Annotated in this window: 14 protein-coding genes; 7 read left to right on the top strand and 7 right to left on the bottom strand. The window is 59.0% G+C overall.

Annotated features, from left to right (window positions below):
• Position 1: 1 nt before the first annotated feature.
• The 3 genes from HNR38_RS05335 to HNR38_RS05325 are packed head-to-tail and all read right to left on the bottom strand — an operon-like array spanning position 2 to position 2,201.
• The gene (locus tag HNR38_RS05335; RefSeq protein WP_183700520.1) at positions 2 to 784 is read right to left on the bottom strand and encodes an SDR family NAD(P)-dependent oxidoreductase; all 783 of its coding nucleotides are present in this window, start codon (positions 782 to 784) and stop codon (positions 2 to 4) included.
• Positions 781 to 1,248, bottom strand: coding sequence for a nuclear transport factor 2 family protein (locus tag HNR38_RS05330; RefSeq protein WP_183700518.1), 468 nt, complete (start codon positions 1,246 to 1,248; stop codon positions 781 to 783). The genes HNR38_RS05335 and HNR38_RS05330 overlap by 4 nt, the downstream gene beginning before the upstream one ends.
• A complete protein-coding gene (locus HNR38_RS05325) occupies positions 1,245 to 2,201 on the bottom strand; it encodes an acyl-CoA desaturase (RefSeq protein ID WP_183700516.1) in 957 nt (318 codons plus the stop codon). Before HNR38_RS05325 ends, HNR38_RS05330 begins: the two co-directional genes overlap by 4 nt.
• Positions 2,202 to 2,209: 8 nt before the next feature.
• Between HNR38_RS05325 and HNR38_RS05320 the strand changes: the two genes are divergently transcribed.
• Positions 2,210 to 3,235 (top strand): NAD(P)/FAD-dependent oxidoreductase, encoded by a 1,026-nt coding sequence (locus HNR38_RS05320; protein WP_183700514.1) that lies wholly within the window; start codon positions 2,210 to 2,212, stop codon positions 3,233 to 3,235.
• Between the two features lie 3 nt (positions 3,236 to 3,238).
• Here the strand turns inward: HNR38_RS05320 and HNR38_RS05315 are convergent, their stop codons facing one another.
• Positions 3,239 to 4,723 (bottom strand): HD domain-containing protein, encoded by a 1,485-nt coding sequence (locus HNR38_RS05315; protein ID WP_183700512.1) that lies wholly within the window; start codon positions 4,721 to 4,723, stop codon positions 3,239 to 3,241.
• A gap of 113 nt (positions 4,724 to 4,836) precedes the next feature.
• Here HNR38_RS05315 and HNR38_RS05310 point away from each other — a divergent pair, with 113 nt between their 5' ends.
• The 6 genes from HNR38_RS05310 to HNR38_RS05285 all read left to right on the top strand — a co-directional run bounded on the left by HNR38_RS05310 (position 4,837) and on the right by HNR38_RS05285 (position 9,373).
• On the top strand, positions 4,837 to 6,045 hold the full coding sequence (locus tag HNR38_RS05310; protein WP_183700510.1) for a PP2C family protein-serine/threonine phosphatase: 1,209 nt from the start codon (positions 4,837 to 4,839) through the stop codon (positions 6,043 to 6,045).
• 13 nt (positions 6,046 to 6,058) lie between these two features.
• Positions 6,059 to 6,550 (top strand): STAS domain-containing protein, encoded by a 492-nt coding sequence (locus tag HNR38_RS05305; protein WP_183700508.1) that lies wholly within the window; start codon positions 6,059 to 6,061, stop codon positions 6,548 to 6,550.
• A 51-nt stretch (positions 6,551 to 6,601) separates the two neighbouring features.
• Positions 6,602 to 7,663, top strand: coding sequence for an NAD(P)H-dependent glycerol-3-phosphate dehydrogenase (locus HNR38_RS05300; protein ID WP_183700506.1), 1,062 nt, complete (start codon positions 6,602 to 6,604; stop codon positions 7,661 to 7,663).
• A gap of 28 nt (positions 7,664 to 7,691) precedes the next feature.
• On the top strand, positions 7,692 to 8,141 hold the full coding sequence (gene sixA / locus HNR38_RS05295) for a phosphohistidine phosphatase SixA (RefSeq protein ID WP_183700504.1): 450 nt from the start codon (positions 7,692 to 7,694) through the stop codon (positions 8,139 to 8,141).
• Positions 8,142 to 8,150: 9 nt separating this feature from the next.
• Positions 8,151 to 8,711 (top strand): DUF1285 domain-containing protein, encoded by a 561-nt coding sequence (locus HNR38_RS05290; RefSeq protein WP_183700502.1) that lies wholly within the window; start codon positions 8,151 to 8,153, stop codon positions 8,709 to 8,711.
• A 200-nt stretch (positions 8,712 to 8,911) separates the two neighbouring features.
• Entirely contained in the window at positions 8,912 to 9,373 is a 462-nt protein-coding gene (locus HNR38_RS05285; RefSeq protein ID WP_183700500.1) for an FKBP-type peptidyl-prolyl cis-trans isomerase, read from the top strand.
• A gap of 136 nt (positions 9,374 to 9,509) precedes the next feature.
• Here HNR38_RS05285 and HNR38_RS05280 read toward each other — a convergent pair whose 3' ends face one another.
• The 3 genes from HNR38_RS05280 to HNR38_RS05270 are packed head-to-tail and all read right to left on the bottom strand — an operon-like array spanning position 9,510 to position 14,964.
• Positions 9,510 to 10,661, bottom strand: a complete 1,152-nt coding sequence (locus tag HNR38_RS05280) for a T6SS immunity protein Tli4 family protein (RefSeq protein WP_183700499.1) — start codon at positions 10,659 to 10,661, stop codon at positions 9,510 to 9,512.
• The gene (locus tag HNR38_RS05275; RefSeq protein ID WP_183700498.1) at positions 10,652 to 12,214 is read right to left on the bottom strand and encodes an esterase/lipase family protein; all 1,563 of its coding nucleotides are present in this window, start codon (positions 12,212 to 12,214) and stop codon (positions 10,652 to 10,654) included. Before HNR38_RS05275 ends, HNR38_RS05280 begins: the two co-directional genes overlap by 10 nt.
• A 2-nt stretch (positions 12,215 to 12,216) precedes the next feature.
• Entirely contained in the window at positions 12,217 to 14,964 is a 2,748-nt protein-coding gene (locus tag HNR38_RS05270; protein ID WP_221275675.1) for a type VI secretion system Vgr family protein, read from the bottom strand.
• Positions 14,965 to 14,989 lie beyond the last annotated feature (25 nt).

The raw sequence follows: 14,989 nt of genomic DNA, 5'->3' as shown, positions 1-14,989 counted from the left end.
TTCAGTTGTCGGACTTGCGGGCCATGCCAGCGGCGATGCGATCGACCAGGGGGCCGGGCATCGCTGCGAAGGCACGAAGAAGCCAGGTAAATCGACGCGGAAAGGCTATTTCACGCCGACCCTTTTTCAGTCCCTTGACGATGCGACGGGCGGCGTCGTCAGCACTGACCAGAAAGGGCATCGGGAAATCGTTGCGGTCGGTCAGCGGGGTTTTGACAAACCCGGGTGACACCACCACAACCTCAATGCCCTCGGCGGCCAGATCCGCCCGCAGGGCGTGGGCAAAATAGCTCAGGGCAGCCTTGTAGGCACCATAGCCTTCGGCCCGGCCAAAGGGAAACCACCAGGCAGAGGAACTGACAATCACCAGCGTAGCCGGCCGTCCCCGGGCACGGGTTGCTCTGAGCGCCGGCAAGGCAATATCAAGGCTGCGGGCGGTGCCCATGACGTTGGTTTCAATGTTGGCTTCAAGCACCGAGCTGTCGTAGTCGGCGATATCCAGGTATTCGCAGGTGCCGGCATTGAGGATCGCCATATCCAGATTGCCGAAGGTTTCCAGGTCGTCGCGAATACCCTCGAGCGACTGTCGGTCCGTGGTGTCGGCAACAGCCGGCTGAACACGGCCGGGGTGTTGTTGTGCCAGCGTTTCCAGTGCCTCCCGGCGACGACCGGTGACCACCAGGCGGTGCCCCTGGTTTGCCAGCTCGTGCACCAGAGCCTCGCCGATGCCGGAGGAGGCGCCGGTCAGCCAGATGTTGGCGGCAGATGAAAGGGTACCGGTCATCCCGCCTTCTCCTTGATCCGGCGGATGACACCGCCCAGCAGGGGCAGGTTCTCGTAGATCAACTGGCCGGCGTCAAAGTAATCCCGGTGATACCGTACCCGGCCGTCACGGATTTCCAGCACGCTGATGCCGTCCACGTTCACCTGCCGGCCACCGTTCAGCCGCTTGTGCTGGAGTTCCATGACCCAGGGGATGGTGCAGTGGCATCCATCGATCACCGGATCACTGAAGCGGAAGCGGCACCGGATAACATTGCCGTAGGCGCCGGCGAAGTACTCGGTCAACTGATCCAGCCCGGAAACCTGACTGAACGGGTCCTGAAACCGGACATCTTCGCCGTAGACTTCCTGGAGCTTGTGCAGGTTACCGCTGTCGAGTTCATTGAACAGCCGGCAGAACCTGTCCAGCACCACTGACAGTCCCGTCTCGGGGGAACCGATCTGAACAGTCGAAACGGTTGTCATGAGCGTGTTCTCCTCAGTCTGTCGAGTTTCCGGGTTTCTTCCTGAATGTGCTCGGGGATGGGGTTCAGGTCCCATACAATGCCAAGGCGGGACAGCAGCCAGAGGCCGTACCAGGTGATGTCGATTTCATACCAGCGAAAGCCCTGGCGTACGGACCGGGGCCAGCGGTGATGGTTGTTGTGCCAGCCTTCGCCCAGAGTCAGCAGGGCCAGCCAGGGATTGTTCCGGCTGTCGTCGTCGGTATCAAAACGCCGGCGGCCCCAGACATGGGACAGGGAATTGATGGATACGGTGGCATGGAACAGGACAACCGTGGAGATGAAAAAGCCCCAGACCAGAAGTTGCAGGCCATTCGTGTTCAGGCCCGGTGCCCAGACCGCCAATGCCTCGCCCAGCAGGTAGATAATCACGGCCGCCGCTGCGGGGACCAGGGCATCGAACCGGTTGATCCAGCGCAGTTCCGGAAACTTCAGCCAGTCCCGCACCCGTTTCTCGTTCATGGCGAACCCGGCATCGCAGGTAAACCAGCCCATGTGGGACCACCAGAAACCGCCCTGATGGGGCGAGTGCAGGTCTTCTGCCTTGTCCGAATGCTGGTGGTGATGCCGGTGATGGGCCGCCCACCAGAGCGGACCACGCTGGGCGGCGCTGGCCCCCAGGACCGCAAAGGCGAACTGGGCCGGCCGGCTGGTTTTGAACGTCTTGTGGGAGAAATAGCGGTGGTAAAAGCCGGTGATGGCGAACATCCTCAGCACGAAGAAGGTCAAGGCGAACCCGACCGCGAAGGCGCTGGTGCCGGTCACGAAGACCAGCAGACACGCCAGGTGCAGAGCAATAAAAGGCAACACACGCAGGGTGTTAAAGGCTCTGGAGCCGGTATCGAGGTGATCCGAACCCGCTTCGGAATCGAACCACCTCAGAATGTTAATCAGCCAACTGGATTCTCGGATCATTGTCTACCATGCCTAAACTCGGATCGAACACTTCACACCTACGCAGCATCGCGGTAATTGGTTCAGGGCTGGCGGGCCTGGTTTCGGCCATTCTGCTTCAGGACCAGGGCCACCGGGTAACCGTTTTCGAAAAGAGTCGCGGCCCGGGTGGGCGCCTTTCGGCCAAGCGCGTGGGTGAGGGCGAGTCGGCAGACATCGGAGCACAGTACTTCACCATCCGGGACCCCGGGTTCCGGTATTTCCTGAACCGCTGGGCCGGAGAAACGGCGTTTGATGTCTGGAACGGTGAGTTCGGTTTCCAGCAACCGGACAAGCGCTGGGAGGCCTTCCCCGATGAACAGCGGTATGTCGGTGTGCCCCGGATGACGGCGATTTCCCGGGCGTTGTCGGGCCACGTGACTGTGCATGCCAATACCCGTATCGGGCTGCTGGCCAGTGCCGGAGAGCGTTGGCAACTGCGCTGCACCGAAGGCCGGGACCAGGGTGAATATGACCAGGTTATTATCACCGCGCCGCCGGCGCAGGCACATCATTTGCTGGCCGACAGCGGCCTGACGGGGCTCGGGGATCAGGTAGTGGATGCAGCTGGGGACATGCTGCCGTGCTGGGCTGCCGCTGTGCAGCTCACAGACCCGGTGCCTTGCCGGTATCAGGGCATGCGCCCGGACAGCGAAATCCTGTTCTGGGTCGCCAATAACACCTCCAAACCGGGTCGGACAGGCCATCAGGGCGAGTGGTGGGTCTTGCACGCCACGCCGGAGTGGACCAACCGGCACCTGCAGACTCCCGCCGGGGAAATTCCGGCATTACTGTTCGAAGCCTTCCGGGATCTGACCGGCTATCGGGGAAAGTCTTCCGACAGTCAGGCTCACCGCTGGCTATACGCCCGGTCAGTTCAGGGGCATAACCCCGGATACCTGCTGGCGGCGGAACAGGGCGTCGGGCTGGCCGGGGACTGGCTGGCCGGCGGGCGTGTCGAGGGCGCCTGGAGCAGTGCCCGGTCGCTGGTGGAGGCCATGACCGGGGCGGGCTGACGGTTATTCCGTCAGGCCCGGTGCCCGGCCATTGCTGACGTCCGGCCGGCGATAGAAGTGGGTGATGGTGCCGTCACCGAATTTGGAGAAAAACGCACTGATATCGGTAATCCGGTGTAGCGACCGGGCGCGGGTGATCGGTTCTTTCACCAGTACCTTGATGCCGTTGAAGTTGTCCTGGATGTTGGAGAAGCGGGCCCGCATGGAGCAGGTGACCACCTCGGAAGGCTTGATTGCCAGCTGCCCGGCGAGCCACTGGCTGTGGGCGTCGATCTCGCTGGCAGACAGGTTTTCCCGGGTGTCGAGTTGGTCCAGCCGCACCCGGTTGACGATGCAGAAGGAGTAACTGCGTGGCTGGCGCCGGGCAACTTTCCGGAAGGCCTCCCAGAAGAAGTTGTCGGTCAACTCCGCGAAATAGCTCATGTCACTCAGACAGGTGTCGATCCATTCGAAGTTTTCCGGGTCTTCGAGAACTTCATTGATCGCTTCACGCAGCAGCCAGTCAAAGCCAAGCGCCGTCTTGTGGGCGTAGACCTTGCGGTACATCTGGTAGCGGCTGTAAACGAAATCCTCGAGTGCTCCCAGGCCCTTCTGGGTAATCGCCAGCCCCATCCAGGGCTCCTGGACATCCCAGCCAAAACGCAGGTTGCTCAGCAGGTGGTCAATATTGAAACCACCGATGGTCACCGAGCTGTGAAAGCCATCCCGCAGCATGTAATCGGCTCGGTCCGCGTCAATCTCACCGGAGACAATGGAGGCGAGCAGATCCATAACCAGGCCCGGCACCTGGTCCTCGGTGATCGAACCGGCGCTGGCATCGTCACCGGCAATGAAGTTCCAGAAGGTGTGGGCGTGGCGTTTGAAGGCCTCGCTGGGCTCCACATCGGTGGTTTCCATGATGCCGATGACATCCACGGCCTGCAGGCCGGCTTCCTCCAGATCGATGGCATTGAGCACATCATGGGCCACGCGCACGGAGTAGTGCTCGTGTTCCAGTTCGTCCGGTTCCTCCCGGAAATAACGGAAGTAATCCACTCCCTGCCAGAGATCGCGGAACCGTTCCGTCCGGGACATCAGGTCCCGGATGCGCCGGGCCTGAGTGAACTGGTGCGAGAAGCTGGAATGCCCGCTGTCGTGCAACAGGCAGCCCAGGCGAATGGTCTTGGCCAGGTAATCAATGGCGTCGAGCTGGTCCAGCCCCAGGTCGGTCTGTTCGCTTAACTGACGCTCGCGCAGGTAGGCATTGATCATCGAGCGGAACATGCGCGTGCCCACGTGCATCACACCGATGCTGTGCAGAAACCGGGAGTGGGTGGCGCCCGGGAATACCAGGCTCAGGATGTCGTTCTGGCAGATATTGCGCAGCCGCTGGAACAGCGGGTGATCGATAACCTGGATCTCATGGCGGTAAAGTGGGATACCTCCGTGAACCGGATCCATGATCAGCTTGTCATAAGCTCCAAGCAGGTCGTTAACCGCACGACGCATGATTCTGTGACTCCCAAATTGGTTCTGGCACCTTGTTATATCACAGCGGCGTGCCAGAATAGGCCTAAGAAAGGCAATTTTTCGTTTATCGCTGGCAGCTTAAGGCAATTAACATGGCATCGCGCACCGAGCGCATTCTGATTATCGACGCCGACAACCAGGCCCGTGCCGATCTGTCACGCTACCTTGAGGCGCGAGGGTTCTACGTAACCGGTCAGGCGGCCCTGGGCCCGACGGATCAACTGGGCGACGATAACAGTCCGGATGTCATCTTTGCAGACCTTCCCCCGGAAACCATCGAAGAGCTGTCCCGTCAGCTGGCGGAGTCCGAGCGGTTCATTCCCATCGTCGCCTGCACCAGCAGCGAGTCCAGTACCGATGTCATCCGCGCCCTGCGTGCCGGCGCCTCGGATGTGGTACTCAAGCCCTCCAACGACGACAAGGGGGCCCTGGACGATGTCATCGACAAACTGTTCGACCGGGTACGGGTCAATCGCCTGAACCAGCTGTACCGGCAGGAGCTGGAAGACACCAACCGGGAGTTGCGCAGCGGCATCACCGAATTGCGGGCCGATCAGAATGCCGGCCGCAAGGTACAGATGAAAATGCTGCCGGATAACGACTTCCAGATCTCAGGGCTTCAGATCGATCATATGATCAAACCCTCGCTTTATCTCAGCGGGGATTTTCTGGACTATTTCCCGATCGGCGAAGACAAGGTGCTGGTCTATATCGCGGATGTATCCGGCCATGGTGCCAGTTCTGCCTTTGTCACCGTGCTACTGAAGAACCTCACCAACCGGCTGCAGCGCAACCTGCGCCGCCAGTCCAGTGACGATATCCTGCATCCGGATCGCTTTCTAGAGCGTATCAATGCAGAGCTTCTCGATACGGGGCTGGGTAAGCATGTCACGGTGTTTGTGGGAATTATCTCGATTAAAGAACGAACCCTCAGTTACGGGGTGGGAGCGCATTTTCCCATGCCGATCCTGTCGTTCGAGGATGGCGAGACCCAGTTTCTGGAAGGCAGCGGGCTGCCGGTCGGCCTGTTTGAATCGCCGGAATGGGACATTTACACCGTGAGCCTGGATCGGCCTTTCCGTCTTCTGCTGTTTTCAGACGGCATACTGGAAGTGATCCCGGCCAAATCGCTGGATGAAAAAGAGAAGACACTACTTGAACTCGTATCAGGAGGTAGTCACACTATCGCCTCGCTGAGCGATGCTCTGGGTCTGGACCGGACCGCAGAGCTCCCGGACGATATCGCGATCGTATCAGTAACCGATAGCGTGCAAGGTTCAACGAACACGTCCTCGACATAGTGGCAGTGTGAAAATGGCTGGTTACAAGATCCTGCAGGCAGACAAGCAGGGCATATATGTCCTGAAGTTTATTGGTGAGATCCGGCTGAATCTCTGTTCTACGCTGGACAATCTGGTTGAGTCCATTACCCACGATCCCGAATTCAAGACCGTGGTCATCGACCTCACCGAAACCGAGATTATCGACAGCACCACCCTGGGGCTGCTGGCGAAAATTGCCCTGGCTGCCCAGAAAAAGAGCCAGTTCCTGCCGACCCTGATATCCACTAATCCCGACATCACCCGTATTGTCACCTCCATGGGGTTCGACAAGATTTTCATCATTGTGCGCGAGCCGGCCTCACGTATTGAAGAACTGGAGGAAATTCCGGTTCTGAAGGCCAGTGAACAGCAGGTGCGGGACAAGGTGCTGGACGCCCACAAGGTGCTGATGGGCATGAACAGCAAGAACCGGGAAGAATTCAAGAATCTGGTGCGGGCCCTCGAGTGCGAGGAAGCCAGTTGATACAAAGGTTGTCGAACGCCGCCGGGCACGACAACAGCCAACGGAATTGATATGCCTGACAATACCGAGTCCCGTACAGACGGGGCGACTGCCTATGATGTGGCCGTCGTTGGTGGCGGCAGTTTTGGGACCGCCATGGCCAAGGTGCTTGGCGAAAACGGCCATCGCGTTCATTTCTGGATGCGCGACCCGGCCCAGGCCGAAGAAATACGCTCCACCCGGATCAATAAACGCTACATGCCGGACGTGCGGCTTGAGGGTGACATCCGCCCGGGCACCGATCTGGCAGATATTCTCAGCAAGTCAGACATCGTCCTGCTTGCCGTTCCCTCCCGCGCCTTCCGCTCCATCGTCCGGGATCACAAGGATGACTTCCGCGAAGACCAGATTGTGGTCAGCCTGACCAAGGGCATCGAAGCGGACGGCTTCAAACTGATGAGCGAAATCCTCCAGGAAGAAATTCCCCGCTGCTGCTCCGGTGTGCTCAGTGGTCCCAACCTGGCGGCGGAAATTGTTAACCGTGAGCTCACCGCCACCGTGATTGCCGCTAAAGACCCGGATGTACGACACAAGGTCCAGGCGCTGCTGGGCTGCGAATACTTCCGGGTTTACGCCAATGTGGATGTGTACGGGGTGGAACTGGCCGGGGCTCTCAAGAACATCTACGCCATTGTCGCCGGCCTTGGCGCAGCCCTGAACATGGGCGAAAACGCCCGGGCCATGCTGATTACCCGTGGGCTGGCGGAGATGAGCCGCTTTGCCGTCAGCCTGGGCGCCAACCCGATGACCTTCATGGGCCTGGCCGGCGTGGGTGATCTGATCGCCACCTGCACTTCCAGCAAAAGCCGGAACTACCGGATCGGCTTTGCCATCGGCAAGGGCCAGCAACTGGAAGAAGCCGTCAAGGAACTGGGCCAGGTGGCCGAAGGGATCTACACGCTCAAGCTGGTGCGGGAAAAGTCCGAAGCCATTGGCATCTACATGCCCCTGGTTCGCGGCCTTTACGAGATTCTTTACGAAGGCGCGTCCATCAATGCTGTCATCAACAGCCTGATGATGGCCGTGCAGAACTCCGATGTGGAGTTCATTCTGCCGCGAACCATTAGTCAGTAATCTTGAGACCAGGCCGGGAGGATTCCGCGTGCATCTGATCATCATGCGACATGGTGAGGCTGGCTGGCACACCCTCGACCAGCAGCGGGAACTGACCGAGCACGGGCGCCATGAAGTGGCCACCGTGGCTGCTGATATCGCCCGGTCTTCCTGGCGGCCGTCCCGGCTCTGGGTGAGCCCCTATATCCGGGCCCGCCAGACGGCGGCGATTGTGGCCGAGGTGATGAACTGCCCGGTCACGGAAAAACCTTTCCTGACGCCGGACGATGACCCCGGCCAGTGCCTGGACGCGCTGCTGGAAACCGATACCTCACCATTGATGATCGTATCCCATATGCCATTGGTGGGAGCGCTGTCCACGCTGCTGGTGGACGGCCACCGACAGGGCATTCCGTTCATGACCGCCCAGGCGGTGGTGCTCGACATGCCCGTGGTCGGCCCCGGTTGCGCTGACCTGAAAACCCAGTTTCTACCCTGAGCGAACGCCATGAACCCAGATGCCATATTCGATTCCGTCAAAGAGGCTTCCCCGGAGACCAATCTGCCACCCATAGAGGATTGGCACCCGGAGCTGTCCGGTGACATGGACCTGGTCATCAGCCGCAACGGCCAGTGGCTGTTCGAGGGCAGGGCGATTCCACGCCAGGCCACCATCCGTCTGTTTTCCACCATACTCCGGCGGGAGGATGACGGTGAGTATTACCTGGTGACCCCGGTGGAGAAATGGCGGATCCAGGTCGAGGACACGCCATTACTAGCCCATTCCGTGGAAGTGCGCGGGCTGGCGGACGACCAGGTGATCACGGTGACCACCAACATGGGCGAAACCCTGGAGATCGGCGAGCGTTATCCGCTGACAGTGGAGAACTATCCGGACAGCGAGGAGCCGCGGCCGGTGGTGGGCGTGCGCCGGGGTCTGGAAGCCCGCCTGGTTACCAACGCCTTTTACGATCTGGCAGACCTGGTGGACGAGCATGTGGTGGACGGTGAAACCCAGCTCGGAGTCATGAGCAACGGAAAATTCTGGAAAATCGGCGAGAACGGTTGAAAAGCCGGTTTGCAGCGCTATATATAAGGTAGAAAACGCAGTCTTTCACTTGTTAAACTGGGTTTTCACACTTGTTATCGAGCCTGGCTCTCTAACGAGGCCGGTGGTCGTTAGTCCCTCTGTTCAGTCCGGCTGTTCACGATCACTTTCGATTGCCCTCATTTAAAATACACAGTCATTGCGACACGCAAGGAGATCACATGGCCCAACCTCGTGTTGTCACCATCCATTACACGCTCACAAACAATGAGGGAGAGCAACTCGATTCCTCCCGTGTAGAAGGTCGTGAGCCTCTGTCTTATGTGGAAGGTGCACAAAACATTATCGGTGGACTGGAAAGTGCGCTGACCGAGAAAGACGCTGGTGACCAGGTTAAAGTATCCGTTGAGCCTTCTGAAGGCTACGGCGAAGTTAATGAAGAGCTGGTCCAGCCGGTTCCGCGTTCCGCCTTTGAAGGCGTAGACACCATCGAGCCGGGCATGCAGTTCCAGGCCCAGACTCCGGGCGGTCCCCAGATCGTTCGCGTAGTGGAAGTTGGCGACGACACCGTTACTATCGATGCCAACCATCCGCTGGCCGGTGAGACTCTGCACTTCGACGTGGAAGTGGTAGAAACCCGCGAAGCGACTGACGAAGAGCAGGAGCACGGACACGTGCACTGATCACGTCTTAAGACGCTGTTCGGAAAACGGCTCCTTTGGGAGCCGTTTTTTTATGGACGAAAGACACTCAATTTCGCCTCATCCAACCTGGATGAGATGGAGTGGGGCGGGGTAGAGGCGGAAGCTGCTCGACCAATCAGAACGCGTTGTCTCTGGCCCGGAAGCTGCGGGTAATGGCGTCCCAAAGTCCTGCAGCTTCGGCGTCGGTGAGGGAGGCTTGATTCAACGGCGGGTGGTCGTCTTCCACCAGGCTGTATTCTCCATTCATGAAGGTGACTGAAATCCTAGGCTCTCGAGCGGAGCCGCGTTGACTGTTCGCTTCAATAATAAAGTGATTTCCCCGAACATCTTCATCGGTGGTAACAGTGCCCAACCACTCTTCTGCCTGCTCGATCCCCTGTAATTCCAGCTTGCCTTTTCGGAGCACCGCAAAGTGGTCGTCTCCCTTCGCCTGCATAATAGACTCCGCCCGCCCCATACGGTCCAGCAGGGTATCTTCCGTCTTGATGGTGGAGTTGGCGTTAAAGTGAACGTATACATCCCGATAGTGGCGATCAACAAATGTCATGGCGACGGTTTCCTCCCGAAAGGACAAAGCTGCGCCAGGTATAGGCTCTTCGGCGCCGCCGGCCAGGAAACCGCCGTCAAAGCATAAGCCTGGGGTGTCCGGGATTTCATGGGGTTTGCGGGGGCTGAGATTCCTGAGCAAGTGCTCGACTTGTTTCAGTCGGTCTGCCTTGTTGGTTTTCCTGAACTTACGCTGATCCTGATAACGATCATCGTCAATATCGATGGCCTTTAACTTCACCTTGAACATCGTAGTGTTCACGAGGCGGTAGCCTTCCAGAATCCTGGATGAGTCGGGGGTAAAGTCGTCTTCATTATGATCAAATACGACGGTATCCGAATCAACATGATAGAGATTCTTTAGGTACGGCCGATCCTTTTGGCGGTATGTTTCTGTGCTTGCGAGTTCCTCCCGACGCTCACGAATGAATCGCAGAAACATCTGCTGGGTGGTGTGCTTTGCGCTAATTTGAGCATCATTAACGGTGAGGGTGCTGTAACGACGTTTGAACTGTTGTGGCATGGCCACCTGGAAACGGCCGATGCAAACTGGTTCCTGGGTTTTGATGTAGGCTTCCACCGTTTGGCGTTCCTGCTCATTCATCTCGGGTACTCCATGTTCCCATTGTCCACAGCCCTGAATCATCAATGATGTCATAGCGATAAGCCCCCAGCCTTTTTGGGGGTGAATAATGCGGTTCAGTGCTTTCATCAGGACCATGTGCTGGCAATCTCCAGTATCGAGCCTAGCGTGAACCCGCGCGCATAGGCATCGTTGTAGGCGGACTCGTGTGCCGTGGCGACTATCAGACTATCTTTTGCCCCTTCGGTTCCGATAGATCCTGAGCGAGCGGGTACGGTGCCATCACCCGGTTCATCCGGTTCGCTGACAGTGTAGCGTTGGTATACCTGCCGGCTGTTATGGGCATCGAACTCTTGGGTTGTGCGTTTCGTTCCTATTTGGTTGTTTTTCAGCACTGCCCGATGGCGTAAATGCCGATCAGATATGTCCTCCCCTCGCCAGTAAATAGTCCCATAGCTTTTGTGGTCCTCACTATCAGAGTAAAACAAATACGTATCAGCATTGAATTTGTTGGTTAACTCTTGGTGGAAGGGCTTAACCTTATCGACAATGATGCTTTGATAAGACTTCCATTTAGTCTCCAACTTTTGTTGCCTGTCAGGTGACTCAGTCTCTAATTCTGGCATCGCCAACTCCGGCTCCATCATGCCCCACCATTTTTCGCGCTCAAGATAGATTTCGGTGTACGGGTCGTCTCCGGTGGGCAGGGCAAAGTTAGGCTGACCTTCCGGTTCTATCCTTAGCCAGCCGCTGCCATATTGGGGGGTGGGCACCAATTGAAGAGGGCCTGGCGCCTGAGCCAGGACTGCCGTCATCTCCTCACCGTCCTCTCCTAGGACCTGGCTAGCTTTCCAGTCCCCCTCTGTGCCACATTTCATTCGCCGGTAAAAGACGCCTGCCCCGACCGTGGGCATTACGCCATGAACGATACCCAGCAGGCTGTCTTTTCCGCCATCCACTTCCGAATAGTAGCGGGCCACCAGGCCGCCCATGGAGTGAGTGACAAGAATCGCGTTGTGACAATCCATTCGGGCGGCCTGATAGCCGGCAATTATATCCCCCACGCGCTGGGACAAAGTGGCGGCAGAATCCTTGTTGGATTGAAGCCAGTTGTAGCCGCATGCATGAACCGGGAAGTTGAATCGCCCTAGTGTTTGGATATTGGCGTTGGCACGAGACTCTGCCTCAGCCTCCGGCAGTTGGCGCACGATTTTGTAGTAAGCCGCAAGGTCCTTCTGCATTACCTCAAATTCCGCGTCATCGTCGATATTGAGTTGGTTTTCCAGCCACACCAGAAAATCGCCATAGGACATCTTGCCGACCTCCCCCCAACCGCGGGCTTTGGCCAGAGATTCTTCGGGAATGAATCGACGGGTTTGGTAGTCGATGTAGCGACGCTTGATTCCCGTGGGGGCGTTGCCTTCTGGGTCTACTTCGGTCTGATGAGGGTTCAGGATTTCTTTCCGGTCTTGGGCAGATTTTGTCATCCACCCCCTAACGGACCAAATATCATCAACACGCCACTTGCCACCTTGTTCGGTGTTTTTCAGGTTGCTACCCATTACTCCGGGCACGAAAATGACCGGAATGACGGCCTCATGAAGCACCACCTCGGTAACGTGTTGTTCCTCACTGGGTCGCATGTGGCTGGAAGCCATATCAAAGATATTGTAGATGTCGTACTGACTCATCCCTATCGTCCTCTGAAAAGGATTTCCATTCCTTCTACGAATTCGCTTTTTTGAATCTGAGTATCGCCGTTGGCATCGGTAACACCGGTGTGGATCACTTTGCCATCTCGCTGCAATTCAAATGGGCGGTTGGCCAGCGGGCGTCCATCACGGGTCTTCGCTTTATAAGTTTCTTGGAAAGCGGTTTTGGGAAATGCATTGAAGGTGTGAGACAGACTCGTGGGCCCGCCAAAACTCTTCATCGCCCCTTTTACGTTCACCTTGCCCGGGGCATGAAGCTGGATGTCGCCATCCTTGATCCGCACGTAGGCGCCGCCGCTGACCAGCAGGATTTCCTTGGCGGCGGCCAGGTCGATTTTGTCCTCGCTGGAGTTGATGTTCAGGTCTTTGCGGGCGGTGGTTTCCAGGTTGTCGGATTGGGCCTGCACCTGCACTTTGCCCCGGGCGGCAAACAGCTTGATGCCGGCCTTCTGCACGAACAGCGACAGGGCTTCGGAGATGGAGGCCACCAGGCTTTTGCCGGTGGCAACGTTGACGTCCTCGCCCGTGGCCACGCTCAGGGATTTGCCCTGGGCCAGGTGAGTGGATTCCGGGGTGCTCATCGTGATGCCGGCTGGCGAGGCCAGGTGCAGCCAGGGGGCTTTCATTCTGGCCGCTTCGCCTCGTCCGCCACTGTCACTGGCGCCGGCGGCGCTGCTTTGGTCACTGTCGTTGAGCTGTTCGCTGGTGCCGTAGCTGTCGTCGGCGTCGTCTCCGGCCTGTTTGAGGTAGGCGGTGGCGTTTAGGGCCTCGGCGTTGTGGTCTGCAGCACTCTGGCTGAGGCTGTCACTCAGTTGCCAGGCGCTCTGGATCTGCTGTCGGGCTGGAGTAAGATCAAGTTGGTCGCCGCTGGCGCCGATCTGGCCCCAACTGGTGAGGTACAGGCCTTCGTTGGCCCGGATGGCGCCGTAGGCGTCGGTGCGCAGTTCAAAGCCGGTGCCCCGGAAGCCACCCCGGTGGTTGCCGTTCTGGTGGATCAGGTAGCCCAGGTTGAGCTGGCTCTTTTCGTTTTCGGAGTTCAGCCGCACCCGTTCCTGGTCGGTGGCGTCGTCAAAGACCAGTTCGTTGTACTGGCTGCCCTTGTAGGTTTTGCTCTTGAAACCGGAGAGCAGGCCGTGGCTGTGCCAGTCGGGTTGCTGTTCGCCGTTGTAGACCCGGCCGGTGATCAGGGGGCGATCGGCGTCGCCTTCGAGGAAGTCGACGATGACTTCCTGGCCGATGCGGGGGACGAATACGCCGCCCCAGCCGGGGCCGGCGTTGGGCTGGGCCACCCGTAGCCAGACGCCGGCCTGTTCGTTGTGCTGGCCCTGGCGGTCCCAGTGGAACTGGACACGGACCCGGTTGAGGGCGTCGGTGTGGATTTCTTCGCCTTCGGGGCCAACCACGGTGGCAGTCTGGGGGCCGCCGATCACCGGGCGTTTATGGATGAGTCGGGTACGGTAGGGCTGGGTGCGGCGTTGGGCTTGAAGTTCCACCAGGAAGTGGCCGCTGCCGGCGTTGTTGATGTCGTCCGGGCTGTCGTCGGCCAGGCCCTGGGCCTGCTTGGCGGCGTCGATCTGGGGTTTGAGGCTGCCGGGTAAGGCGTTCAGGTGGGCGGAGACCGGCAGGGCGTTCTCGGCGTGGACGGTGACGCCGAGGATCAGGAACTGGCGTTCGGCTTCGCCGCCGGTGTCGTGGCGGGGGTGCTGGCTGAGTTCGAACCAGCGCCCGGCTTCGAGTTGTCGGACACCGCCGGCACCCCGGAAACGTTTGGCCTGGGATTCATGGGCTTCGAGACGGTTGGCACTCAGGCGTTCGCCGCGGTCGTGGCCGTAGTAATAGTATTCGCCGGCGTAGTCGTAGACTTCGGCGTCCGGCAGGTTGCCCTGGTCATGCAGGGTGCTCAGGCCGGTGCGTTTGGTCAGGGACGGTTGTTTGTAGTCGAAGGTGCCGATACTGACGCGGGTGGGCTGCTGCTGGCGCACGCCGCCCCACTGGGTCAGGGCGTCTTCGGCTTCGGTCGCGGCCTGGCGGTGGAAGCGGATGATCCGGGGCTGGACCGGGGCGGTGGTGTCGACGTCGTCGGTGATGACCAGGCGGTGGCCGTCGAAGTGGTTGTCGTCGCTACTCTCACTGCCTTCGCCGTCTTCCCCATTTCCGTTACCCGAATGCTCGAAGTAGTACCACAGGCCTTCTTCTTCCATCAGGCGGCTGACGAACTGGAAGTCGCTCTCCCGGTACTGCACGCAGTAGCTGCGGGCCGGGTACTCCCGGCGCAGGTCGAAGCGGTAGCCGCCCCGGGCCAGGTCGTGGCCGTCAAAGACCTGGCTGAGGATGTCCACCACCGAGCGGTTCTGGAAGATGCGGCTGTTGCGCCCGAGTTTGAGCATCTCGAGCCAGGGCACCAGGGTGAGCTGGTAGTAGGTCACGCCGCCGTCTTCGCCCAGTAGGGCGGCTTCGGAGACCAGGCCGTGCAGGTGGCGGTAGCCGCCATCGGCCTGTAATACCGACAGGCGGGCCGGCTGGGCCATCAGAGTTTTGAGTTCAATATCGCCCTGCTGGGAGAAGCAGTCCAGGGTGTAGCGAAAGGGTTCGCTGACGCGCTGTTCACCTACGAGGCGGTGGGGCAGCAGCGGCGCACCCACCGACAGGCGCAGAAGGCGCTGAGACTGGGAGAGTTCGGTGTTGAAGAGTTCAGAAAGCGAACGAGGAAGTGCAACTGACTCGTCCATGAGCCGTCTCCATCCGTGGGTTGGT

Source organism: Marinobacter oulmenensis (genome assembly GCF_014201735.1).
In the GTDB taxonomy this organism is placed as follows: Bacteria; Pseudomonadota; Gammaproteobacteria; order Pseudomonadales; family Oleiphilaceae; genus Marinobacter; species Marinobacter oulmenensis.
The sequence above is the reverse complement of the archived record's forward strand: the minus strand, read 5'-3'. Positions and strand labels throughout refer to the sequence as shown.